The organism is Occultella glacieicola, from assembly GCF_004353825.1.
Classification (GTDB): domain Bacteria; phylum Actinomycetota; class Actinomycetes; order Actinomycetales; family Beutenbergiaceae; genus Occultella; species Occultella glacieicola.
This window is the reverse complement of the sequence record NZ_SMNA01000015.1, coordinates 67299-89025: the sequence shown is the minus strand read 5'-3', so window position 1 is coordinate 89025 and position 21727 is coordinate 67299. Positions and strand designations below refer to the sequence as shown.

General features: G+C 70.4%; 18 protein-coding genes. 9 read left to right on the top strand and 9 right to left on the bottom strand.

From position 1 onward, the window contains the following. The first annotated feature begins 97 nt into the window (after nt 1-97). Genes EXU48_RS22370 through EXU48_RS22360 form a run of 3 tightly spaced genes read left to right on the top strand, consistent with a single transcriptional unit; the run spans nt 98 to nt 3374 of the window. On the top strand, nt 98-1018 hold the full coding sequence (locus EXU48_RS22370; protein WP_235857212.1) for a carbohydrate ABC transporter permease: 921 nt from the start codon (nt 98-100) through the stop codon (nt 1016-1018). Continuing rightward, the gene (locus tag EXU48_RS22365; RefSeq protein ID WP_235857211.1) at nt 1015-1932 is read left to right on the top strand and encodes a carbohydrate ABC transporter permease; all 918 of its coding nucleotides are present in this window, start codon (nt 1015-1017) and stop codon (nt 1930-1932) included. Before EXU48_RS22370 ends, EXU48_RS22365 begins: the two co-directional genes overlap by 4 nt. A gap of 59 nt (nt 1933-1991) precedes the next feature. Continuing rightward, the gene (locus EXU48_RS22360; protein ID WP_133109913.1) at nt 1992-3374 is read left to right on the top strand and encodes an extracellular solute-binding protein; all 1383 of its coding nucleotides are present in this window, start codon (nt 1992-1994) and stop codon (nt 3372-3374) included. Here EXU48_RS22360 and EXU48_RS22355 read toward each other — a convergent pair. The 5 genes from EXU48_RS22355 to EXU48_RS22335 form a co-directional block, all read right to left on the bottom strand. After that, complete coding sequence (locus tag EXU48_RS22355) at nt 3371-4234, bottom strand: glycerophosphodiester phosphodiesterase (protein ID WP_165962949.1); 864 nt, start codon at nt 4232-4234, stop codon at nt 3371-3373. The genes EXU48_RS22360 and EXU48_RS22355 overlap by 4 nt on opposite strands. Nucleotides 4235-4397: 163 nt before the next feature. Beyond that, nucleotides 4398-5414, bottom strand: a complete 1017-nt coding sequence (locus EXU48_RS22350; protein ID WP_133109911.1) for a BadF/BadG/BcrA/BcrD ATPase family protein — start codon at nt 5412-5414, stop codon at nt 4398-4400. Continuing rightward, nucleotides 5411-6133: a copper homeostasis protein CutC gene (locus tag EXU48_RS22345; protein WP_235857210.1), complete on the bottom strand. Its 723-nt coding sequence runs from the start codon at nt 6131-6133 to the stop codon at nt 5411-5413. The genes EXU48_RS22350 and EXU48_RS22345 overlap by 4 nt, the downstream gene beginning before the upstream one ends. 5 nt (nt 6134-6138) lie before the next feature. Continuing rightward, a complete protein-coding gene (gene gdhA / locus EXU48_RS22340) occupies nt 6139-7476 on the bottom strand; it encodes an NADP-specific glutamate dehydrogenase (protein WP_133109910.1) in 1338 nt (445 codons plus the stop codon). A gap of 158 nt (nt 7477-7634) precedes the next feature. Then, the gene (locus EXU48_RS22335; protein ID WP_235857209.1) at nt 7635-8060 is read right to left on the bottom strand and encodes a hypothetical protein; all 426 of its coding nucleotides are present in this window, start codon (nt 8058-8060) and stop codon (nt 7635-7637) included. Nucleotides 8061-8261: 201 nt separating this feature from the next. Here EXU48_RS22335 and EXU48_RS22330 point away from each other — a divergent pair, with 201 nt between their 5' ends. The 4 genes from EXU48_RS22330 to EXU48_RS22315 are packed head-to-tail and all read left to right on the top strand — an operon-like array spanning nt 8262 to nt 14237. Continuing rightward, on the top strand, nt 8262-12254 hold the full coding sequence (locus tag EXU48_RS22330; RefSeq protein WP_133109909.1) for a golvesin C-terminal-like domain-containing protein: 3993 nt from the start codon (nt 8262-8264) through the stop codon (nt 12252-12254). A 27-nt stretch (nt 12255-12281) separates the two neighbouring features. Then, nucleotides 12282-12824: a tetratricopeptide repeat protein gene (locus EXU48_RS22325; RefSeq protein ID WP_133109908.1), complete on the top strand. Its 543-nt coding sequence runs from the start codon at nt 12282-12284 to the stop codon at nt 12822-12824. Between the two features lie 38 nt (nt 12825-12862). After that, nucleotides 12863-13246: a VOC family protein gene (locus EXU48_RS22320; RefSeq protein WP_133109907.1), complete on the top strand. Its 384-nt coding sequence runs from the start codon at nt 12863-12865 to the stop codon at nt 13244-13246. A gap of 16 nt (nt 13247-13262) precedes the next feature. Continuing rightward, on the top strand, nt 13263-14237 hold the full coding sequence (locus tag EXU48_RS22315) for an ATP-grasp domain-containing protein (protein WP_133109906.1): 975 nt from the start codon (nt 13263-13265) through the stop codon (nt 14235-14237). On the opposite strand, the gene EXU48_RS22310 is transcribed toward EXU48_RS22315, so the two are convergent. Further along, a complete protein-coding gene (locus tag EXU48_RS22310; protein WP_133109905.1) occupies nt 14195-16399 on the bottom strand; it encodes an MMPL family transporter in 2205 nt (734 codons plus the stop codon). The genes EXU48_RS22315 and EXU48_RS22310 overlap by 43 nt on opposite strands. Nucleotides 16400-16484: 85 nt before the next feature. Between EXU48_RS22310 and EXU48_RS22305 the strand changes: the two genes are divergently transcribed. Next, nucleotides 16485-17054 carry a MarR family winged helix-turn-helix transcriptional regulator gene (locus EXU48_RS22305; RefSeq protein WP_235857208.1) on the top strand — a complete coding sequence of 190 codons (570 nt, stop codon included), beginning with the start codon at nt 16485-16487 and terminating at the stop codon, nt 17052-17054. An 18-nt stretch (nt 17055-17072) separates the two neighbouring features. Here the strand turns inward: EXU48_RS22305 and EXU48_RS22300 are convergent, their stop codons facing one another. Beyond that, complete coding sequence (locus tag EXU48_RS22300; RefSeq protein ID WP_133109904.1) at nt 17073-17522, bottom strand: pyrimidine dimer DNA glycosylase/endonuclease V; 450 nt, start codon at nt 17520-17522, stop codon at nt 17073-17075. Nucleotides 17523-17526: 4 nt separating this feature from the next. Continuing rightward, on the bottom strand, nt 17527-18366 hold the full coding sequence (locus EXU48_RS22295; protein WP_235857207.1) for a tryptophan-rich sensory protein: 840 nt from the start codon (nt 18364-18366) through the stop codon (nt 17527-17529). Nucleotides 18367-18692: 326 nt separating this feature from the next. Between EXU48_RS22295 and EXU48_RS22290 the strand changes: the two genes are divergently transcribed. After that, entirely contained in the window at nt 18693-19196 is a 504-nt protein-coding gene (locus tag EXU48_RS22290) for an FBP domain-containing protein (protein ID WP_133109903.1), read from the top strand. Nucleotides 19197-19201: 5 nt separating this feature from the next. On the opposite strand, the gene EXU48_RS22285 is transcribed toward EXU48_RS22290, so the two are convergent. Further along, the gene (locus EXU48_RS22285; RefSeq protein ID WP_133109902.1) at nt 19202-21634 is read right to left on the bottom strand and encodes a polysaccharide lyase family 8 super-sandwich domain-containing protein; all 2433 of its coding nucleotides are present in this window, start codon (nt 21632-21634) and stop codon (nt 19202-19204) included. Nucleotides 21635-21727 lie beyond the last annotated feature (93 nt).

Here is a 21727-nt window from a genome sequence, read left to right as displayed (position 1 = left end):
TGGGGCACGTCCTTCGCGCCACGTGTTTCATTTATGAGGATCGTCCACACCTTGACACCCACCCGATCGGATCGCTTTCCATATGGGTTCTCCTACTTTGGGCATCGCCGTACCAGAGACACGGCGGGCGACGGCACGTAGAAAGAAGCTCCGGCGCAACATCGGGATCTTCCTGCTGCTGGCCGGCCCGAACTATCTCGTGCTGATGGTGTTCACCTATCGGCCAATGTTCCTGAGCTTCTACTACTCGCTGCTGAACTGGAACCTCGGCTCCCAGATGGCGCAGTTCGTCGGCCTGGGGAACTACGCCGAGTGGTTCAACGACCCCGAGACGCCGCGGGTGCTGCTGACCACGCTGCTCTACGCCCTGTGCACGGTCGCCGGCGGGATGGCGGGAGGCCTTGCCCTCGCACTCGCGCTCAACCGCAAGCTGGCGGGCCGCGGGATCGTCCGCACCGTGACGTTCGCACCGTACGTGCTGTCCGGAATCGCCGTCGGGTTCCTGTGGATCTACATCTTCAACCCGAACATCGGGCTGCTGGCGATCGTGCTGGGCTGGTTCGACGTCGCCTCGCCGGAGTGGTTCACGCAGCAACCGTGGCCTCTGTTGATGATCATCGTCGTCACCCTCTGGAAGCACGTCGGATATGTGGCGCTGATCTACCTGGCCGGCCTGCAGTCGGTACCGCAGGACCTGCGTGACGCGGCCGCTCTCGACGGCGCCGGAACCCTGCGGACGTTCTCCCGGATCACGCTGCCGCTGCTCGGCCCGATCACGTTCTTCCTGCTCATCACGCTGACCCTGAGCGCACTGCAGTCCTTCGACCTGATCCGTGCGATGACGAACGGCGGCCCGCTCGGCTCGACGAAGACTCTGATGTTCCAGGTCTATGTCGAGGGCTTCCAGATCGGCCGTGCCGGCTACGGATCTGCGGTCGCCACGGTGCTGTTCGTGCTGCTCCTCGTCATCACGGTCATCCAGATGAAGTTCGTCGAAAGGCGGGTGCATTACCAGTGACCAATGCACTGACCCAGCGGCGCGGGGCCACCCCGGCCCCCACCGCCACAGACCCCGCGATCGGCCGGCATCGTCGGCGCCGGCGCGGGCCGGGCTCGGTCCTGCTCGACGCCGGCCTGTACGTCATGTTGCTGCTCGGCACCCTGGTCATGGCGTTTCCGCTGATCTGGATGGTGCTGGCGAGCTTCAAGACCAACTCGGAGATCAGCACCCTGCCGTTGCAGCTGCTGCCCTCGTCGTGGGACCTCGACAACTTCGTCGCGGTCGCCAACTCGATCCCGCTGCCACGCATGATCGCCAACAGCGTCGCCATCACGGCGGTCAGCACCTTGTTCAAGGTGTTGCTGGGGCTGGGCTGCGCCTACGCCCTGGTGTTCGTGGAGGTGCCCTTCAAGAAGATCGCATTCACGGTGCTGCTGTTCACGCTACTGATCCCTGGCCAGATCACGATCATCCCGAACTACGTGCTGGTGGCGGGACTGGACTGGACCAACACCTATGCGGGGATCATCGTGCCCGGTCTCGCAAGCGCGTTCGGAACTTTCCTCTTCCGGCAGCAGTTCATGCAGCTTCCGCATTCGCTCACCGAGGCGGCAGAACTCGACGGCGCAAGTCACCTGCGCCGTCTGTTCCAGATCGTCGTCCCGATCTCCGCACCCACGATCGCCGCCGTCACCCTGGTCACGATCGTCAGTGAGTGGAACGAGTACCTCTGGCCGAGCCTGATCGCCAGAACCCCCGAACTGATGACCCTTCCGGTCGGCCTCACCCACCTGCAGGACCTCGAGGGGGTCCAGAACTGGGGCGTGCTGCTGGCCGCCACCACCGTCGTCACCGTCCCGATGCTCGTCATCTTCCTGTTCGTCCAGCGGCGCCTCGTAGCCGGCCTCACCACCGGCGCAGTCACCGGGTGAGCCATCCGGCTTCACCCTGTCCCATCCCCTGTCCCACCATCCTGAAGGAGCAGTCGCGCATGCGTACAAGCAACGAACTCATCGCCCTCGGCCGTCTCGGTCGGCCTTCGCGTCGGAACGTCCTGCAACTCGGCGGCCTCGGCCTCGGGGGTGGGCTGTTGGCAGCGTGCTCCGGCCCTACCGTCGGTGGCCCCGACGACGGCGCGAGCGAGACCTCCGCCGGCGTCGACTGGGCCTCGATCGAGCCCGCCGATGAGATCACGTTCATGGCACTGCCGTGGGGCGGCGACGTGGAGGTCGCACTCCTGGAGGAGTTCACCGAAGCGACCGGCATCGCCGTCAACGCCGTCTCTGGTGGCGGCTCGTACGAGGAGCTCGCACAGAACTTCCGCGCCTCGCTCGGCACCTCCGAGCAGCCCGACGTCGCCCAGGCGTCGGACGTGTTCTGGTTCCAGTACCTGTTGACCGGCAGCACGATGGCGGTCGACGATCTGCTCGCATACCTGGAGGTCGACGTCGACGACTTCCAGGGTGCGCTCTACGACGACTACGAGTTCGACGGCCATCACTGGGCCGTGCCATACGGCCGCTCGACGCCGATGTTCTACTACAACACCGACCTCTGGGAGGCGGCGGGCCTGCCGGACCGTGGCCCCGAGACCTGGACCGAGTTCCAGGAGTGGAGCCCCCAGCTGGCGTCGGTGGTCCCGGCCGGCGGCGCGCCGATGGGATGGGCCGCGCCCGGCCCGTCGGGCACCGCATGGATCGCCCAGAACGTGCTGTGGGCGCACGGGGCCCGCTACTCGAACGAGTGGGAGTGGACCCTCGACAGCGAGGAGGCGCTCTGGGTCGGGAACTTCTACCGCGATGCCTTCAACGGACCCGACGCCTGGTCGAAGGTGGGGGTCGACCTGGCCGCCGAGTTCACCTCCGGCCTGTACGGGTCGATCCTCGGCTCCACCGGCGGCATCACCAGCTACCGCGAACTGCTGCCGAGTCTCGGTGTGGCGTTCATGCCGGGCGGGACCGTGCCGGCCGACGCCCCACGTGTCCCGACCGGGGGGAATGGCCTGGCGATCTCAGCCACCACACCGGAGAAGCAGCTCGCCGGCGGGATGCTGCTCCAGCACCTCACAACGCCGGAGAACAGCGCACGGTTCTCCATCGGGACCGGCTACGTGCCCACCCGCGGCGCCGCTCTGGAGACGGACACGATGAAGGCCGGGATCGAGGAGGTCCCGGACCGCCAGATCCCGATCGACCAGCTCGCGATCACGCAGGTGCAGGACTACGCCCGGGCACTGCTCCCCGGCGGTGACCTGCTGATCACGGAGCACTTCGAACGGATCATCCTGTCCGGCGAGAACGCCGAGGACGTGTTCCCGTCGCTCACGAGCGAGTTCCAGCGGGCCTTCGAGCAGAACGTCGAGCCCTACCTCTAGGTGCTGGTCGGCATCCGCCACGGACGCTCTGCCCGGTCGAGCCGGGCAGGGCGTTCGTGCAGGTGTGCACGAGGTCGATCAGCCGGCGGCCCCCCTGGAGCGACCTCACGCGCTGCGATCAGTTCGGCGGGTGCGTCGGTGCAGACGGCGTCGACCCCCATCGCGGCGAGCTCGTCAGCGCGGGCCGGATCGTTGATCGTCCAGGCCCACACCTCGAGGCCGGCCTTGTGGATGGCGGCGACGATCCCGGGCGTGAGGCCAACCTCGTAGATCGACAGCCCGGCGGCACCGATCTCCTTCGCGAACCCGACCGCCTCCGGCCACTGGCGTGCCCACGCGCGCAGGTTCGTGACCTGCTCCTCGGTCATCTGGTCGTGCTGGCGCGACATCATCGCAGCGGCATTCTCCGCGGTGCCGATCGTCAGGGGGTAGACGTCGGCACCGGCACGCTCGCGGAGCTCGGCCAGGACCTCCCACTGCGCGGACGAGGCGAACCAATCGAGGCCGTCGATGCTGCCGGTGACCTCGATGACGCCCTCGACGGCAGTCGGGTCGTTGACCTCGACGTTGACCCGGATCTTGCCCGCGACCAACGTCAGCACCTCCTTGAGCGTGGGGACGTGCTCGCCATTGCCGGCATCGACGTCGCGGAGTTCTGCAGCGGTCCATTCTTTCACCGCTCCGGTCACGTTCGTGGTGCGGTCGAGAGTGTTGTCATGAATGACGACGACGGTGCCGTCCTTCGCCTTGTAACAGTCGAGCTCGATTCCTTCCGCACCCAGCTCAACGGCACGCGTGAACGCTGCGAGAGTATTCTCGGGATGCTCGAGCGATGCACCGCGATGGGCATAGACCTTCATGATTTCTCCAGTCGTGAGGGCTATATGTTCGCATGACATTCCGGAGCGCGGTCGCAGCGATCGAAGCGGTGAGACAAGCACCGGAGCACGGACACCACGAACGAGCCGGGCCGCAGTGAACGGCCCCGGCCGAATCACCTGAACGACGGGTGGTCCGACTCGGCTATCCGGAGAACGCCAGGGCCGTAGCCAGTCGCTCGCCGAGCTGGCGGCTCGCGTCGATCCCGGCGAGTTCGTAGGCGATCAGGGCGGCGCCACCCAGGGGATCCATGACCGAGGCAACGAGACGGGTCGGCACCCCTCGGGCGGCGCTCAGGGCGTCGCCGAGACGGCTGACGAACGCCGGATCGCCGGCCAGCGAGCCGGAGACGGCCACCGGCACCGGCCGTGTCCCGATCGACGGCGCCAGCACGGCAACGCCGTCGGCGGTCTTCGACGCGAGCGAGCGCAGCGCGGCGTCGGCCAGCGCAGACTCATCCGCGGCCGCGGTGACAGTGGGTGCGAGGTCGCCGTAGCGGCGCTTGCGGACGTTCCGGTCGACGTTGCCGAGTTCCAGGACGATCCGGCGCAGGTCGGACACGTCGGCGGCTCGCCAGTACTCCAGGACCTGCTGTACGAGCGGGTCGGCCGCGAGTGGGTCGGCCTCGAGCGGATCGGTCTCGCTGAGGAGTCGGTGCATCACGTCGTGGACCAGGTGCCGCGCACCGCCCGCGTAGTGCTCGAACTGTCCGCTCTCGATCTCGGTACCATCCTCGGTGATCGCCAGGATCATCGATCCGGTCCCGGCGACGACGACGATTCCCGGGCCGCCGGCCAGGGCTCCGCGGTGCGCGATCACGGCATCGTTGACGATGATCCGCGGGCAGGTCAGGCCCGGCAGGTCGTAGTACTCCCCAGCCCAGTCATTCACGCCGTCGCCCTGGTTGGAGCCGGCGCGGCTGATCCCCGAGGTCCCCACGGCGAGGGCGAGTGTGTCGCGGGGTTCGAGGCCGGCCGATCCCAGAGCCGCCGTCAGCGCCCGGGACACGTTCGCCGCGGCATCGTCGTTGTGCAGCGGGCTCCCTCCCGGCCCGACGGCGGTCGAGAGGACCGCGCCATCCGGGCCGAAACAGCCCACCCTCGTGTGGGTGCCGCCGGCGTCCACGGCGATGACGAACGCTCCGGGGCCTGCTGCCCTCATGTCAGAGCAGCCGCCGCGTGCGCGATCATCACCGGGTCCGCGACCGAGTAGGCGGCCGGGCCACCACCCGGCCCGGAGGCCCCGGCGTCCTCACGGGGCACTCGGGCGGACAGATGCACCGCGTCCACCCCGGACTCGAGCAGCAACGGGATGTGCTCGGGGTCCACGCGGCCGCCGGCCATCACCTCGATCCGGCCGAACGCCGCCCTGGCGAGGTCGGCCAGGACCGCGAGGCCGTCGACGGCCCGCGCGGTGCCGCCGGACGTGAGCACCCGACGGACGCCGAGATCGGCGAGCTCGCCGAGAGCACGGGGACGATCGGCGACCACGTCCAGGGCCCTGTGGAACGTGACGTCGCGCCCCTCGGCCGCGCGCACCAGCGACTTGACGGCGTGCCGGTCGAGACCGCCGTCGGGCGTGAGCGCCCCGATCACCACGCCGGCCACGCCCGCGTCCACGAGGTGCTCCAGGTCGCGGACCATGACCTCCACCTCGGTGGCGGTGAACACGAACCCACCCGGGCGGGGGCGAACCAGCACGTGCACGTCGATACCGGTGGCGACCACGGCGTCCACGAGGCCGAGGCTCGGCGTCAGCCCGCCCACCTCGAGTCCGCTGCACAGTTCGACCCGGTCCGCGCCCCCGTCGAGTGCGGCGCGGGCGCCCTGGACCCCGGTGATCGCGATCTCCAGGGCCACGGTGCGGGTGGTCGTGGCCACCGGGATCAGATCACCCCGAGTGCGATGACGGCGTCGGCCACCTTCGTGAAGCCGGCGATGTTCGCACCGACCACGTAGTTGCCGGGCTGTCCGTACTCCTCGGCCGTGGTGGCGCAGTTGTGGTGGATGGTGGCCATGATCTCGGCCAACCGCTCCTCCGTGTGCTCGAAGGACCAGGCGTCCCGGCTCGCGTTCTGCTGCATCTCCAGCGCGGACGTGGCCACACCACCGGCGTTCGCCGCCTTGCCGGGCGCGAACAGCACACCGGCCTCCTGGAGCAGCGCCACCGCGGAGGGGGTGGTCGGCATGTTCGCGCCCTCGGCCACGACGGACACACCGTTCTTGATCAGCGTGACGGCGTGGTCCTCGTGCAACTCGTTCTGGGTGGCGCACGGCAGGGCGACCTCCGCCGGCACGTCCCAGATCGAGCCCTCGGCCACGAACCTGGCACCGGGGCGCCGGCTCACGTAGTCGGTGACGCGGCCGCGCTCGATCTCCTTGATCTGGCGCAGCAGGCCGACGTCCACGCCGGCCTCGTCGACGACGTATCCGGAGGAGTCGGAGAACGCGACCACGTGGGCGCCGAACTGCTGCGCCTTGTCGATCGCGTAGATGGCCACATTCCCGGAGCCGGAGACCACGGTGCGCTTGCCGTCGAAGGACTCGCCACGGGTCTTCATCATCTCGTTCGCGAACAGCACGGTGCCGAACCCGGTGGCCTCGGTGCGCACCAGCGAGCCACCCCAGGTCAGGCCCTTGCCGGTGAGCACCCCGGACTCGTACCGGTTCGTGATCCGCTTGTACTGTCCGAACAGATAGCCGATCTCGCGGCCGCCCACGCCGATGTCGCCGGCCGGGACGTCCGTGTACTCCCCGATGTGCCGGTACAGCTCGGTCATGAACGACTGGCAGAACCGCATCACCTCACCGTCGCTGCGGCCGCGCGGGTCGAAGTCGGAGCCACCCTTGCCGCCGCCGATCGGCATCCCGGTGAGCGCGTTCTTGAACACCTGCTCGAACCCGAGGAACTTCACGATGCCCAGGTAGACCGACGGGTGGAAGCGAAGGCCGCCCTTGTACGGGCCGAGCGCGGAGTTGTACTCCACCCGGAATCCGCGGTTGATCCGGATCTTGCCCTCGTCATCGACCCACGGCACCCGGAAGATGATCTGCCGCTCGGGCTCGCAGATGCGCTGCAGCACGGCCTCGTCGGCGTAATGCGGGTTCTTCTTCAGCACCGGACCGAGGGAGTCGAACACCTCGCGGACGGCCTGGTGGAACTCGACCTCGCCGGGATTGCGGCGCAGCACGAGCTCGAAGACGGCATTCAGATCGGGTTCCACGAAGACTCCTCGGTTCTTCGCGTGCGTGACGCACGCGGTACAGATCTGGCGCTCGGGGGATGGATCCGGTGTCGGCCGAGTTAACGACGGCGTGACGCGCCCGGTACAGGATAGAAACATTGCGGCCCGTGCGCGAACACCGTCCGGCCGATGGACGGCTACCAGGACCAGCCGCGCGCGCTCAGCTCCAGCTCACGGCGCTCGCGCTCGGATTCGGCGACCGGCGTGGTCAGCGCCTGCCCGGGGAACGGCAGCCCGGCCAGGGCGCACGCCTGCGCCAGCATCGCGTCATACGCGGCCAGCGCGGCCCGCAGATGGTGCGCCTGCGCGTACATGCCCGGGGTGGACTCGACCAGCTGTACCTCGGCGGCGAGCTCGGCGAGCCGGATCTGCACCTCGAGAACCACAAGGGGGTCGACGGCGGGGGCTCGCTTGGCCCGGCGCGGCCAGATCGCGTGGGTCGGGACGGCAGCCTCGGCCCGCCTGCGGCGGGCGCGGGCGGCGCGCCGGGCCGCGAGGTACCCCCATGGCCACACCGCCACGGTGAGGGCCACGGTCCATAGCAGGAGCATCCAATAGATCACCGGCTCGCCACCTCGTCGAGGTGACCATTGTCCGCCGTCGCCCGCCCGGACGCCACCGTCGGGTCGGGACCCCGGGCGAGCAGTGCGTCCGACCCCTGGGATGACTCACGAAGAACCCTTGACACCGGGACTGATGGTTCGTTGAATCACTATATGAACTCGACGTCGAGTATGCAGATCATCAATGGCTCTTCTGATGGAATGAGCCGCAGGAACGCCGTGCGGCTGCTCCTGACCGCGGCTGTTCTTCCTCCGGTCGTCGGCGCCCTTGCCGATCCCGCCCAGGCTGCCTCCCGCGGGCCGCGTCCCCGCGACACGACGGCGCCGCCGCTGCCCGCAGACGCGCTGCGCCGGGTGGACAAGCCGAACCTGACCGTCACCCCGATCACCACGCTCACGGGGCCGCGGCACCGCGTCACCTTCTCGGACGCGGTCTGGGACGGCGGCCGCACCGTGGTCCGGGACCTGGAGATCGCCGTCGGCGGCGCCTGGGTGCCCGTGACCACCGAGGCGGGCCGTTTCGACGAGCAGTGGGTCGTCTTCACCGGCGCCACCGAGGGCGACTCCCTCTACATCTACGACGCCCTCGAGACGCACTGGGTGGCGTTCGACTCCTGCACCCAGGTCGGCGAGCGCACGGTGGAGCTGCACGCGGCCGCCGAGGGCGTGTTCGACCTCGTGCTGCGCTGGTCCCTCGATGGTGACAACCCCGAACTCCAGTACACGCTCGAGGCGCTGCGCGACGACGACTTCCTGGTCGGCTACCAGAGTTTCGACGTCACCGACCTGGCCGGCGTGGACGAGGTGCTCTGCGGAGCCCTGCAGCACGCGCGGGTGGTCCATAACGACTACGCACCCAAGTCCGCGTGGGAGATGTTCGCCCCGATGACCCTGACCCAGCGCACACTCGGCGCTCAGGTCGCCACGCTCGGCGTCTTTATCCCTGCCGAGGTCCTCGCGTTCGAGCACGAGCGGGCACTCGGCGCGGACCGGCAGCCGTTCGGCCTGAGCCTGCGCAACGACTCCCTCGACGTGGTGCCCTCCGCCTACGCCCCGCAGGTGGGCCGCCGGACCCCGATGGCGGCCGGCGAGAAGCGCGGCCATGCCCTCGGGGTGTGCGCGCTGCCCACCGCGCTCCATGACGCCTACACCGACCTCGCTCGCGGCGAGTACGCCTACTCCAGCTACCGGCAGAACGTCTACGACACCTCACTCACGGACGCCATCCACAACCTGGTCGAGCTGCTCGGCAACGGCCCCGATGCGGACGACTCGGTCGACTTCGTGCCCTCCCACTCGGGCTGGTGGAGCCGGGCGAAGGGTTTCATCGACGTCGAGAACGACGATGCGGTGCGCACCGCCGTCGCCGCGGTGCTGCTCTCGGCGCACTACCTGACCACGCCCGTCGGGTCCGAGGCGGGCACCGACCTCTACACCCGCCGCGCCCGGGACATGATCGAGTACCACCTGTCCCGGACCGGCACCGGGTTCACCCCGATCAAGGGCAGCGACGTCTACGGTGACGTGAACCTGTACCGCCTCGGCGGCATCCCGTTCGACGCGGTCACGCTCAACGCCATCGACCAGCTCACCCGCCGCCAGAACGGCGGCGTGCACGCCCGCGGTCTCGAGCTCGCGCTGGCGAACAAGCAGGGCGGGCACCGGAGCCCGTTCGCCGTCGCGCTCGCGGCTCACGAGCTGACCGGGGACCCGTCCTGGCTGCGGCAAGCCCGCCTGATCGCCGAGGCGTACGTGCACGACGACATCGAGACGCCGTACACGACGAACAACGGCGAGTCCTCCTTCGGCTACGGCTACAGCCGGTATTGGTCCGACCTGGTACTGCTCTACGAACTCACCGGCGAGGACGTCTTCCTCGCCGGCGCCCACCTGGAGGCACGGCGGTTCGTCACCCAGACCCAGCTGCGGCCGGTTCCGGGCGGCGACGTCACGGTCGGCGAGGGCCCGACGGTCCTGCAGCAGTACGACTGGGCCCCGTCCGCCCTGCCCGACTACCCCGCCACGGACGTGAGTCCCGAGGAGGTGCCGGCGTGGACCGTGTCCACGAACGGTCTGACCTTCGAGCAGCTCTCCACCCTGAAGGTCGGCGACTCCACCACCCCCAACCCCGGCGGCGGGTTCGTCCTGAACCCGTGCTGGGCCGGCTCGTTGCTGCGGCTGGCCCACTACACCGGGGACGAGCTGCTCGGCGACATCGCCGAGAACCTGGTGGTCGGCCGGTTCGGGAACTACCCGGGGTACTACAGCCGCCAGCACCAGGCCGCGCCGATGCGGCCGGACTTCCCGCTCACGGGTCCGGTCGGCGTGTCCGGGGTGTACTTCCATCACGCACCCGGTCAGCTCGCGCTCGCCCTCGACTACCTGTTCAGCGAGCATTTCGTGCGCTCGAACGGCGCGGTCGACTACCCGCGCGCCTTCGAGGCGAACTTCGTCTACTTCAAGTTCAGCACCTACGGGCACCGCCCGGGCACGTTCTACGGCGAGGACGGCGTCTGGCCGTACTTCCCGAAGGGTCTGATCGAGGTCGACAACCCGCTCGTGAACTGGCTCGCCGGCGTCGGGAACGACTCGCTGTACGTGAGCCTGACGAACTCGTCCGCGCAGGCCCAGACGGTGCGAATCGACGTGGCGAACGCCCTGACCGGGCTCGGCGCGAGCGGCGTCCGCCGCAACGCCGTCGAGATCGTCACGCCCGACGGCGCCCGCAGGTCGCGTACGGCCGTCGCCGGACAGGTGGTGCTCCAGGTGCCCCCGAAGGGGATCGCCTCCGTCGTGATCCGGGACGTCGCCATCGCCGCCCCCTGGCAGAGGGAGCCCGGCGGCGTGGACCGCGGCCTCGCCTCGCACCACAGCGAGGACACCGACCCGGACTCGGACTTCGGGCTCACCCGCGGCACCCTGCTGGTCCGGCCGGACGCGGCCGGCTACGACGCGTACGTCTACATCGACACCGAGGAGGCCGCCACGCTCCGGTACCGGATCGGCGACGGACCGAGCCAGGAAACACCGCCGAAGGCCTACCCGAACGAGTGGACGATCGGCGTCGACGATCTCGCGGCCACGTTCAGCTACCAGGTCCTCACCGCGAGCGTGACCACGGACGAGGTGACCCTGCACGTGCCGCCGGCCGTCGCCGGGGTCGCGACCGGCGCCGTCGGCGGGGAGATCGGTGGGCCGACGTCCGCGACGGCGGGCGACACCGTCGACCTGTCCGTGACCGTCCGCAACGGCCGGGACGCGGCACTGGCCGCTCTCGTGGTGACACCGACCGTCCCGGACGGGTGGACCCTGACGCCGGTCGACGCCCCGACCGACGTGCCCGCCGGCGGGACCGCGAGCGCCAGCTACACCCTGACCGTGTCCGCCGGGGCCTCACTCGGCGCCCACCCGCTCACCGCCGTCGCCTCCTGGACGGGCGGCACCGCGGACCTGGAGCCGGCCCAGCTGACCGTGCGCGACGGACGCGCCGTCCTGTCCCTGCGGGTCACCCCGGAGGTCCTGCAGGCACCGGGCGAGGCGGCGCAGTTCACCGCCACGATCATGAATGCCGGTGGCGCACCGGCGTCGGGGCCGCTCGATCTCGCCGGCCAGACCGGCTGGCAGATCACCGACCGTCAGGCCCAGGTGACCGTGGCGCCCGGCGAGGTGTACACCCACACCTGGGACGTGGTGTCCCCGACGAGCGCCAGCTACGGCTCCGCCTACCAGTTCCGGGTGCGCTGGGACACGGTCCACACCGCGATCGTGCGAGCCCGGATCCGGGACGCCGGCCTCGTGATCCACAACGAGCTGCAAGCTCCCGCGTACACCGAGACCGGCGCGTGGCTGCGCAGCTCGCTGACCGGCTGGAACGGCATCCGGTCCCGGTACAGCGCGCCGGAGACGGTCGGTGGCACGGCGACCTGGATGCCGGACCTCCCTGCGTCCGGCACCTACGAAGTGGCCGTGTGGTACCCGAGCAACGCCGAGACCACGGACTCCGCCGCCTATGTGGTCACGCACGCCGGCGGCGTCGACGAGGTCGTCATCAGCCAGCGGTCGGCGGCGAACAACTGGCGCCCGCTCGGCACCTACGACTTCGCGTCGGGCATCGCCGGGAACGTCACCCTGGAGGTTCGCAACACCGCGTTCCACCGCACCAGTGCGGTGCGGTTCCTGCCGATCGAGCCATGACCGGCCCCGGTACGCCATCATGGGCCCATGAACTCCGCCGAACCGAACTGGCACGAGAAGGTTGCCGAGATCTGGGCGACCGCGCAGGGCCGCGATCCCGATGAGGTCCTGGCGCAGATCGAGGCGCTGGTCGCCGGGCACGAGCGGGACCCGCTCGCCGCGTTCGAGCTGGCCGGCGCCTACGACTTCGCCGGCCAGGAGGACCGAGCCGAGGCACCCTACCGCCGGGCCCTCTCGGGTGGGCTCGACCCGGAGCACCACCAGCAGGCGGTGATCCAGCTCGCGTCGACGCTTCGCAACCTCGGCCGGGCGACCGAGGCCGCGGACCTGCTCTGGGCCGAGCTGGACTCCACGCTCGTGGCGCCCTACGCCGCGTCCGCTCGCGCGTTCCTGGCCCTCACTCTCCTGGACCTGGGCGATGACCGGCGTGCCGCCGTCGTGGCGCTCGAAGGCCTGCGGGACAGTCTGAGCGAGTACGCCGGTCCGGTTGGTCGCTACCTGGACGACGTCACCAGCACCGACGTCGACGACGAACCGGAGGACGAGCAGCCCCAGGTGTTCAACGGCTGAGGGGACGCGGCCCGGCGACGACCGATACCGTGTCCACCATGCACCGGAGTCGGATCGGCGTCGTCCTCATCGACCACCCCGCGGACCGCTACCCGGAGGCGGCCCGATTCTGGGCGGCCGCCACCGGCGGGTCGGCCACCGGCGATCCGGCCGCGGAGCAGCCCTACGAGCATCTGGCCGCGCTGGGTGGCGACGTCAGCCTGTACCTGCAGCGCACCGGTACCGGCACGCCGCCGGGCGTGCACCTGGACATCGAGACCGATGACGTCCCGGCCGAGACGGCGCGCCTGCTCGAACTCGGTGCGCGCGTGGTGGTGGAGCACGACGAGTACCGCGTCCTGACCGATCCCGGTGGGCTGGTGTTCTGCATCGTGCCCGTGCAGACGAAGGACTTCGCCGAGCGTGCGCGCGTCTGGCCCTGAGCCGAGGGGCACCAGCGTGACCGAACCCGTCGTGCACGTCATCCACGAGAACCCGGACTGGTTCGCGCCGTTCGCGGCCGCCTTCGGCGCCGAGGGGGTGCCGTACCGGGAGTGGCTGCTCACCGGCGGCGCCCTGGATCTCGGCGCCGAGCCCCCGCCGGGGGTGTACTGGTCCCGGTTCAGCGCCTCCGCGCACACCCGCGGCCACGCCGGCGCCAAGGAGCACACCCGCGCCGTGCTCGCCTGGGCCGAGGCCGCCGGCCGGCGGGTGGTGAACGGCCGCGGCGTGCTCGAGTTCGAGGTGTCCAAGGTGGTCCAGCTGACCGCCCTGCGCGCGGCGGGGATCGAGGTCCCGCTCACCCGGGTGGTCATCGGCACCGACGGCCTGCTCGCCGCGGCCGCCGGCTTCCCGACGCCGTTCGTCACCAAGCACAACCAGGGCGGCAAGGGCCTGGGGGTGCGCCGCTACGACGCCGTCGCCGACCTGGCCGGGGACCTCGCCGCCGGCGAGTACGAGGAGCCGGTCGACGGCGTCACGCTCCTGCAGGAGTACGTCGCCCCGGTCGACGGGTCGATCACCCGGGTGGAGCTCGTCGGCGGGGAGTTCGTGTACGCGATCCGCGCGGACACGGTGCACGGCGGGTTCCAGCTCTGCCCGGCGGACGCGTGCGCCCTGGACCCGGAGACCGGCCGCCCGATCCTGCCGCCCGGCGCCACCCTCGCCCCGATCCCGGGCCAGTCGTTGTTCTCGTTGCGCGAGCACGTCGATCCGACGCTCGTGGAGTCCTACCTCGCGTTCACCGCCGCGCACGGGATCGAGATCGCCGGCATCGAGTTCCTGGAGTCCGCGGACGGACGTGTGCTCACCTACGACGTGAACACGAACACGAACTACAACGCCGAGGTCGAGGCCGTCGCACCGCGCAGCGGGCCGGTGCAGATCGCCCGCTACCTGCGTTCGCTGCTCTCGGAGGCGCGTTCGGCCGCGTGAGCACCCTTCGCCAGGGCGGACGGCCACCAGATGCTTCGCCCGATCGAGTAGGACAGCGCGGGCACGAGCAGCGAGCGCACCACGATCGTGTCCAGGAGCACCCCGAACGCCACGATGAACGCGAGCTGGGCCAGGAACAGGATCGGGATGACGGCCAGCGCCGCGAACGTCGCGGCGAGCACCACGCCCGCCGACGTGATCACTCCCCCGGTCAGGGAGAGTCCGCGCAGGATGCCGCTGCGGGTGCCGTGCACGAGCGACTCCTCGCGGACCCGGCTCATCAGGAAGATGTTGTAGTCGATCCCGAGCGCCACCAGGAACACGAACCCGAACAGCGGCACGGCCGGGTCCGCCCCCGGGAAGCCGAGGACGTGGTTGAAGACCAGCGCCGAGACCCCCATCGACGCGCCGAAGGACAGCACGACGGTCGCGACCAGCAGCACCGGGGCCAGGATCGCTCGCAGCAGCACCATCAGGATCACCGCGATGACCGCCAGGATGAGCGGGATCAGCAGGGTCCGGTCCCGGGTCGAGGCGTCGTTGGAGTCCACCGCGGTCGCGGTCTCCCCACCGATCAGGGCGTCGTCGCCGAGGGCATCGCGCAACTCCCGGACCGTGTCCTCGGCCGCGTCGGAGTCCGGTGGGTCGGTGAGCGTGGCCTGGAGCAGGACCCGGCCGTCGACCTCGGTCGGCGCGGGCGCGGGCGCGCCCTCGCCGGGCGGCTGCACACCGTCGGCGGTCACCACCGCGGAGCCGCTCGGCGAGTCCGCGCTGACCACCGTGAGCGCATCGACGCCCGGGTTCTCCAGGATCGTGGTCGCGGCCACCTCGAGATCATCGGCGTCGACGACGACGAGTGCGGGCGTACCGGACCCGCCGGCGAAGTGTTCGCCGAGCGCCTCCTGCCCGTCCCGGGCGTCCGAGGCGGTGAGCACGAAGTCGCTGCTCGGGACGCCCGAGGCCTTGAGCTGGGGCACGAACGCGCAGGCGATCAGCAGGGCGACGGCGGTCACGATCCAGATCTGGTTCGGCCGGTTCGCGATGGCCCGGCTGAGGCGGGCCCACAGGCCCGTCGTGGGCACCTCGTCCTCGTCGCCGATGCTCTCGTCATACACCGGCCGGCGCGGCCAGAACACGCCGCGGCCGGTCAGCAGCAGCAGGGCGGGAAGCAACGTGAGTGCGGCGAGCAGGGCGAACACGATCCCGATCGCGGCGACCGGGCCGAGCGACTTGTTGGAGTTCAGGTCGGACAGCAGCAGGCACAGCAGGGCCGCGATCACCGTTCCGCCCGAGGCGACGATCGGTTCGACCGAACCCCGCAGCGCCACCTTCGTGGCACCCCACGCGGTCGGGACGCGGCGTAGCGCCTCGCGGTAGCGCGCCACGTACAGCAGCGCATAGTCGGTGGCCGCACCGATGACCAGGATGAACAGGATGCCCTGCGTCTGGCCGGTGAGCAGCACGATCCCGGCCTTCGCGAGCCACCAGACCGTGAGCAGGGCCGCGCAGAGCGCGCTCATGCTCGTGGTCAGCACCACGAGCGGCAGGAACGGGGAGCGGTAGACGATCACGAGGATCACGAACACGGCGCCCAGGGCCACCATGAGCAGGATCCCGTCGATGCCGCCGAACGCGTCGACCAGGTCCGCGGTGAACCCGGCCGGCCCGGTGACGTGCACCTCGACGCCGTCGGGCACACTCGCCCGGACCTCCTCCCGCAGCGCGTCGACCGTCTCGGGGACGTCCGCGTCCGGGTCGATGGACAGGAACACCTGCACGGCCAGGCCGTCCGTCGACGGCACCGGCGGTGAGACCTCCCCGGTGACGCCGGGGACCTCGGTGAGTTCCGCCGTCGAACCCGCGATCTCGGTGAGTTCCGCTTCGGTGAGCTCGGCCTCGGAGGTATAGACGACGATGGCCGGGATCGTCTCCGCCCCGGCGAACTCCGACCGGAGGTCGGCGACCTTCGTGGCGTCGGCGCTGGCCGGCAGGAACGAGGTCTGGTCGTTGGTGGAGACCTCGTCGACCCGGCCGAAGTACGGTCCACCGATCGCCGCTGCGGCCAGCCAGGCCCCGACCAGGAGCACCGGGATCAGGATCCGCAGCCACCGCGAGGACCGACCCGGCGAGTTCGGTTCGTTGGTCGTCGAGGTCCTCTGCATGGCCAAATCATCTTTCCTATCTAGATACTTGCTTAGCGCGTTGCCAACCTAGCACTATTCACCCTCCTCGGCTAGCATTGAGGCCGTGGCAGGGAAGCGTGACGAGGTCGCAGCAAGCATGCACGATCCACGCATCGGCGACTCGACCGGTGAGCTGGTCGATCGGCGGGGCCTGAGCGATGCCGACGTCGAACAGGTCGTCGAGGTCATGAATGCGCTGCGGAACTGGCATGAGGCCGCGGAGCGGATGAGCGAGTCGTCGCGCCGGTACATGCGCCTGAACGAGACGGACATGCGCGCCCTGCGCTACCTGATTGCCGCGCACCATCAAAAGCGTCTCGTGACGCCCGGTGCCCTGACGGACTATCTGGGCATCTCCACCGCGTCCACAACGAAGTTGCTCGACCGGCTCGAGAAGGGTGGGCATGTACGCCGCGGTCCACACCCCAGCGACAGGCGAGCCCTGACCGTCGCCGTGACCGACGCGACCCGCAAGGACGCCCGCGAGAGCGTGGGACGCCAGCACGCGCGGCGGTTCACCGTGGCCGCGGAACTCACCCCGGCCGATCGCGCCGTCGTGATCGGCTTCCTCGACGCACTCACCGCCACCGAGGTCGCCGAGGACGGCGAGGACGGCGCCACCGGCGACCGATGAGCACGGCCACGGAGGCCGTCAGGATCTGAGGTCAGGGACCGCGCGCTCCCACGGCGCGACCGGGCCGGGAACCACCACGAACGATGGGTGTGGCTGTGGCACCCGGACCGGCGCCCAACGCTCCGCCAGGTCGGGGGTTCGCGTGCCGAGCTTGGTCATCAGGTGGGCCCATTCCAGGCGCAGTTGGCCGTCGGTCACGATCATCGGCTCGGCCGCGGTCTCGGTCTCGACGATCCGAGCGACGTCGAAGCGGTATCCCCGCGCGTGCGCCTGCTCCGCCAGGCCCTCCAGGTAGGTGCCGACTGCCTGCATCGGCCGGCCGTGACCGCGGAACCGCTCCAACTGCGGGTGGCGGGTGTACCCACGGGTGCGCCCGGCCAGAACGGCCTGTGCGAGCAGCGCCTCGCGCCAGCACGCCGTGAGCCCCTGGCGATCGAGGTATCGGGGATGAACGGACCACAGTCGCACCGGCTCAGCGTACGGGCGTCCCGACAGAGGGCATGCCGCGCAGCCTGGTCACGACGGTGGCCACGGCGACCACGGCGGCCGCGACTCCCGCGGCGATCGCCACGGCCGTCGAGGAGGGCTCGGTCGCCGCCCGGGCAACGGCGATCCAGGCCAGTCCCCAGATCAGCGCGGCGGCGACCGCAAGGCGACCGGCCGCGAAGCGGGCCAGCGCCACGCCGACGAGCGCGGCGACGGCGAGCACACCGACCGCCCACCACTGCGGCGCCCCGAACCCGTCGAAGCCGGCGCCCACGAGCGCGGCGGCGACGTTCGCGCAGATCGCGACGCAGACCCAACCCAGGTACAGACCGAAGACGCCGTCGGTCAGGACCGCCTCGACCCGACCGGCCGGACGGTTCCTGTGACACCGCACGAAGAGCGCGGACAGCACGCCCAGCAACGCGGCGATCACGAGAACGCTCGCGAGCACCCAGCCCGCCTGCACCACCAGGATCCACGCCGCGTTCAGCACCATCGAGGCCGCGGCGAGCCACGCCAGGCCGCGCGAGTCGGCGTCCCACCACTGCCAGAGCGTGTAGAGACCGAGGCCCACATAGATCACGGTCCAGATCGAGAATGCCCCGCTGCCCGGCGCTATATAAGTGCCGTCCGCGGCGAGGAGGCCGCCGGCCGCCTCCGAGATCGGCGTACCCCCGAAAACGCCGACCCCGATCATCGAACCGATCACACAGACCACGAACGCGGCGCTGACCGCGATCCGCCGCGCCCACGGACGGTCGGACCGACGGGCGGGCAGGCGCAGCGAGGAGTCCCGCCCGCGGTCGGAGGTCTCCGGTGTTCCCATCGGCCCAGTCTCCGATGCCGGCTGCACATCCGCGACCGGGGCGGTGAGCGATCGCGTCGAGCTTGCACAATCCGGTGGACAACGGTCGTAGCCTGGACGAGGGTCCGCCACTGCGGGCCGTGTTGCCCGGAAGAGGAGCGAGTAGGTGCGGGATCTCACCGCAGGTTGCGGGGTGGCCGACGTGTTCGAACAGGCCTGCTCAGGCCCGGCCGGCGCCCGCCTCACCCGCAGCTGACCGAGCCGGTGACCGACCGGACCCGGACAGTGCTTGCGATGGGGTGGGCTTCATGCTGCCCTGACCCGGACCCTCCAGGAAGACCCGACCCATGAACCCCTTGACCGAGAAGCAGATCCGCAACTCCTTCATCAACGCCTCCCGAGGTGAGGCCAACCGGGCGGTCCTGCCCGAGCTCGCCACGATCGCCTGGGACCGACTCGACTACCTCGGCTGGCAGGACCCGAAGGCCCCGCTGTCCGCGTACGCCGTGCTCGAGATCGACGGCGAGCCCACCGGCATCCGCCTCCAGTCCGGCGATGCGCGTACCGGGCGCTCCCGCCGTCAGGCCATGTGCGCCTGGTGCGAGGACGTCGTCGAAACCGGCGATGTGGTGCTCTACGTAGCCCGGCGCGGAGGTGAGGCCGGCCGGCGCGGCAACACGGTCGGCACCCTGATCTGCCGCGCGTTCGCCTGCTCGGCCAACGTGCGCCGGACCCCGACGCCCGTCGAGGCCAGCGACCAGGCCGCGCGTGAGCAGATCGTGCAGCGCCGGATCGCCGGGCTGCGCGAGCGCTCGGAGCGGTTCGTCCGCGAGATCGCCAGCACCCGCTGAGCCCGTCATCGACGCCGGCGGCCGCCGAACGTGATCCGATGCTCGGCGCCGCGCGGCGTCGAGGCATCCACCCGCACACTCAGCGGCGTCTTGCCCAGCACGGTGACCGTGGCGTCGGCGTCGACCACGGCGCCCGGCGCGTCGAACGGGAACTCCACCGTCACCTGGCCTCCGGACTTCGTCGGCTGGGAGATGACGACCTCGGTCCGCACCTGCGCTGGCCCGCCCGACCCCGGAGCCGCCGGGACCTGGCGATGTCCCACCGCGCACGGGCCGCTGACCGTGTAGCCGGCCCAGGCGCCGGCGGCGAAGAAGTGTCCCATCCGGGCGCCGTCGAGGGTCTCGATGAGGTGCGCCAGGTCCTCGGCGAGCAGCACGCTGACCCGGGGCCGCCTCATCGTCTCCCCGAGGGTGGCCAGCGGGAGCACCTCGTAGGCGTACCACCCGGCCTCGCTCTCGTGGTGGTGCTCGATCCGCACGTAGTCGCGGGAGACCTCGTCGGCCGAGCCCGCCGTGTCGCCACCGGAGTTGATCGCCTGCCAGGTGCCCGTGCGGCGTTCCGCCCGGACCCCGAACCGCTGCTCGGCCCGGCCGGGAGCGGTCAGCGCGACGAACCCGGCATGGCCCGCCACGTGCACGTTCCGCGCCGGGGCGAGGTCCTCGGTCAGCATGGCCGGCCTACCGTCGATGCGCACCACGGGACGGGCGCCGACGGCGAACGCGCGGTTCTCGGCGATCGTGCGCACCCCCGTTCCCGAGGTGTCCGCGATGTTGGACCCCACACACACGACGGAGCCGGACAGGAAGTACCAGGACTTGTTCGCGGTGAGGGTGCCGGTGGCGTTGGTCAGGTCCATCGCCGTGGTGCCGATCTCGCCGCCGACGGTCAGCCCGCCGGCGTAGGTGTTGCCGGCCCGCGGGATCCCGGTGCCGTCCGCCTCCCCGCTCGCGCGGGACTCGCCGTTGACCGTGATGCCGGGCAACGCATAGGGGTCCACGGTCGGCCAGAAGTCCGCCGAGAACTGCGCCGGATCCTCCCGGTGGTACACGAACAGCACCCCGTCGCCCTGGTACCAGCCCAGGTTGTTCTCCCGGTTGCCCCACTCGTAGCGGCCGATCCGCCGCGAGGACGTGTTCACGACGGCGGCCCAGTCACCGCGGTGGTGAACGACCCGTTCCTGGTTGTAGGTGTTCGTGGTACCGGTACGCGCCGGACCTGCCGGCACCCCCGCATCCTCCAGCACGGCCAGGCTCCGCGCCGAGGCTGCGAGCGTCTGGTCGTTCGTGGCCACCGACTGGTCGGTGGTGCGCTCGAGCCAACCCTTCACCAGGGCCCGGTGCCGTGAGCGCTGCTCGGCGGGAGCCGACTCCGCGAGTACCAGGACCGCCGAGGCGATCGCGAAGCCGGAGTCGTAGTCCCGTTCCGCCTGCCGGGACACCGCCCGGCCACGGGTGGCATCCATGGTCCGCACGTCCCACTGGAACGGAGCGAACGTCGTGTCCACCGCGTCCAGCAGGTTGGCCAGGTTCGCGTCCGTCACGGCCCACCGACTTCCCGCGAGCATGGCCAGCACCTCCGCGACCCCGGTGATGGCGACGCCACCGTAGGTGCCCGAGTAGGGCAGGTAGCCGTGTTGCACGAACGAACCGTCGGCATAGAAGCCGTCGCCCGAGGTGACGACGTTGAACAGGCTGTTGCGCCCGCCGCCGGCCACGTCGGAGAGCGCATCGCGGCCGAGCGTGACGTCGGCGTCGGAGCCGGTGAGCAGCCCGCGCACGATGCAGGACAGCGCCTTGTCCACCCGGTTCGCGCCCGTCTCCTTCAGGGTGGAGCCGCGTCGCACGTTCGGATCCGGGGCATGGAAGCGCACCGCCGCCATCAGCGCCGCCAGGGTCTGGGCGGGGACGTTCGCACCGAGCAGGGTCAGGGTGTCCGCCAGTTGTCGGGGCAGCCCGATCTCCCAGAACCACCAGTTTCCGGGCCGGGAGCGGTCCGCTCGGTACTGCCCGGACAGGAACGCGAGCGCTCCCTGAAGATCCGCGAGCAGGTCGGGGTCGTCGTGGTAGCGACTGCCCGCCGAGGCCCAGGCGGTGGCCAGGACGGTGACCTGATTCGCGGTCACCCCCAGATTGCCCACCTCGGCCGTGTTGCCCGCACCGTTCACCGGCAGTTCCGGCCAGAGGTAGGTACGTCCCGGCGTCCGCTCGAAGGTGGCCAGCAGGCCCGACACGGTTTCGTCGATCGCGGCCCGCTTGGCGGCGAGCCCGACGTGCGAGGCGGCCAGCGACCCACCGGTGAGGAACTCGCGACGCCGGGCGAGCAGTTCCTGGTAGGGATCGGCCGCGGCGGCCGGTAGCGCCGGGCTCCCACTGGCGAAGAGTGCCGCGGCGGCCGAGGCGCCGAGCAGGAAGTGGCGACGTGACGGCGTGAAAGTCATGTTCAGATCTCCGTTGATGTGCTGAAAATTCCTATCAGGCACAATCAAGCCGTACCCGGTGGGCCGGTGTCAATACCGGCCCACTGACGGGCG

Bases quoted from the DNA above. Each gene is read 5' to 3' on its own strand.
- EXU48_RS22290 (WP_133109903.1), top strand. From the start codon at position 18,693: ATGAACCCCTTGACCGAGAAGCAGATCCGCAACTCCTTCATCAACGCC.
- EXU48_RS22325 (WP_133109908.1), top strand. From the start codon at position 12,282: ATGAACTCCGCCGAACCGAACTGGCACGAGAAGGTTGCCGAGATCTGG.
- EXU48_RS22285 (WP_133109902.1), bottom strand. From the start codon at position 21,634: ATGACTTTCACGCCGTCACGTCGCCACTTCCTGCTCGGCGCCTCGGCC.
- EXU48_RS22355 (WP_165962949.1), bottom strand. From the start codon at position 4,234: ATGAAGGTCTATGCCCATCGCGGTGCATCGCTCGAGCATCCCGAGAAT.
- EXU48_RS22350 (WP_133109911.1), bottom strand. From the start codon at position 5,414: ATGAGGGCAGCAGGCCCCGGAGCGTTCGTCATCGCCGTGGACGCCGGC.
- EXU48_RS22295 (WP_235857207.1), bottom strand. From the start codon at position 18,366: ATGGGAACACCGGAGACCTCCGACCGCGGGCGGGACTCCTCGCTGCGC.
- EXU48_RS22320 (WP_133109907.1), top strand. From the start codon at position 12,863: ATGCACCGGAGTCGGATCGGCGTCGTCCTCATCGACCACCCCGCGGAC.
- EXU48_RS22330 (WP_133109909.1), top strand. From the start codon at position 8,262: ATGAGCCGCAGGAACGCCGTGCGGCTGCTCCTGACCGCGGCTGTTCTT.
- EXU48_RS22310 (WP_133109905.1), bottom strand. From the start codon at position 16,399: ATGCAGAGGACCTCGACGACCAACGAACCGAACTCGCCGGGTCGGTCC.
- EXU48_RS22360 (WP_133109913.1), top strand. From the start codon at position 1,992: ATGCGTACAAGCAACGAACTCATCGCCCTCGGCCGTCTCGGTCGGCCT.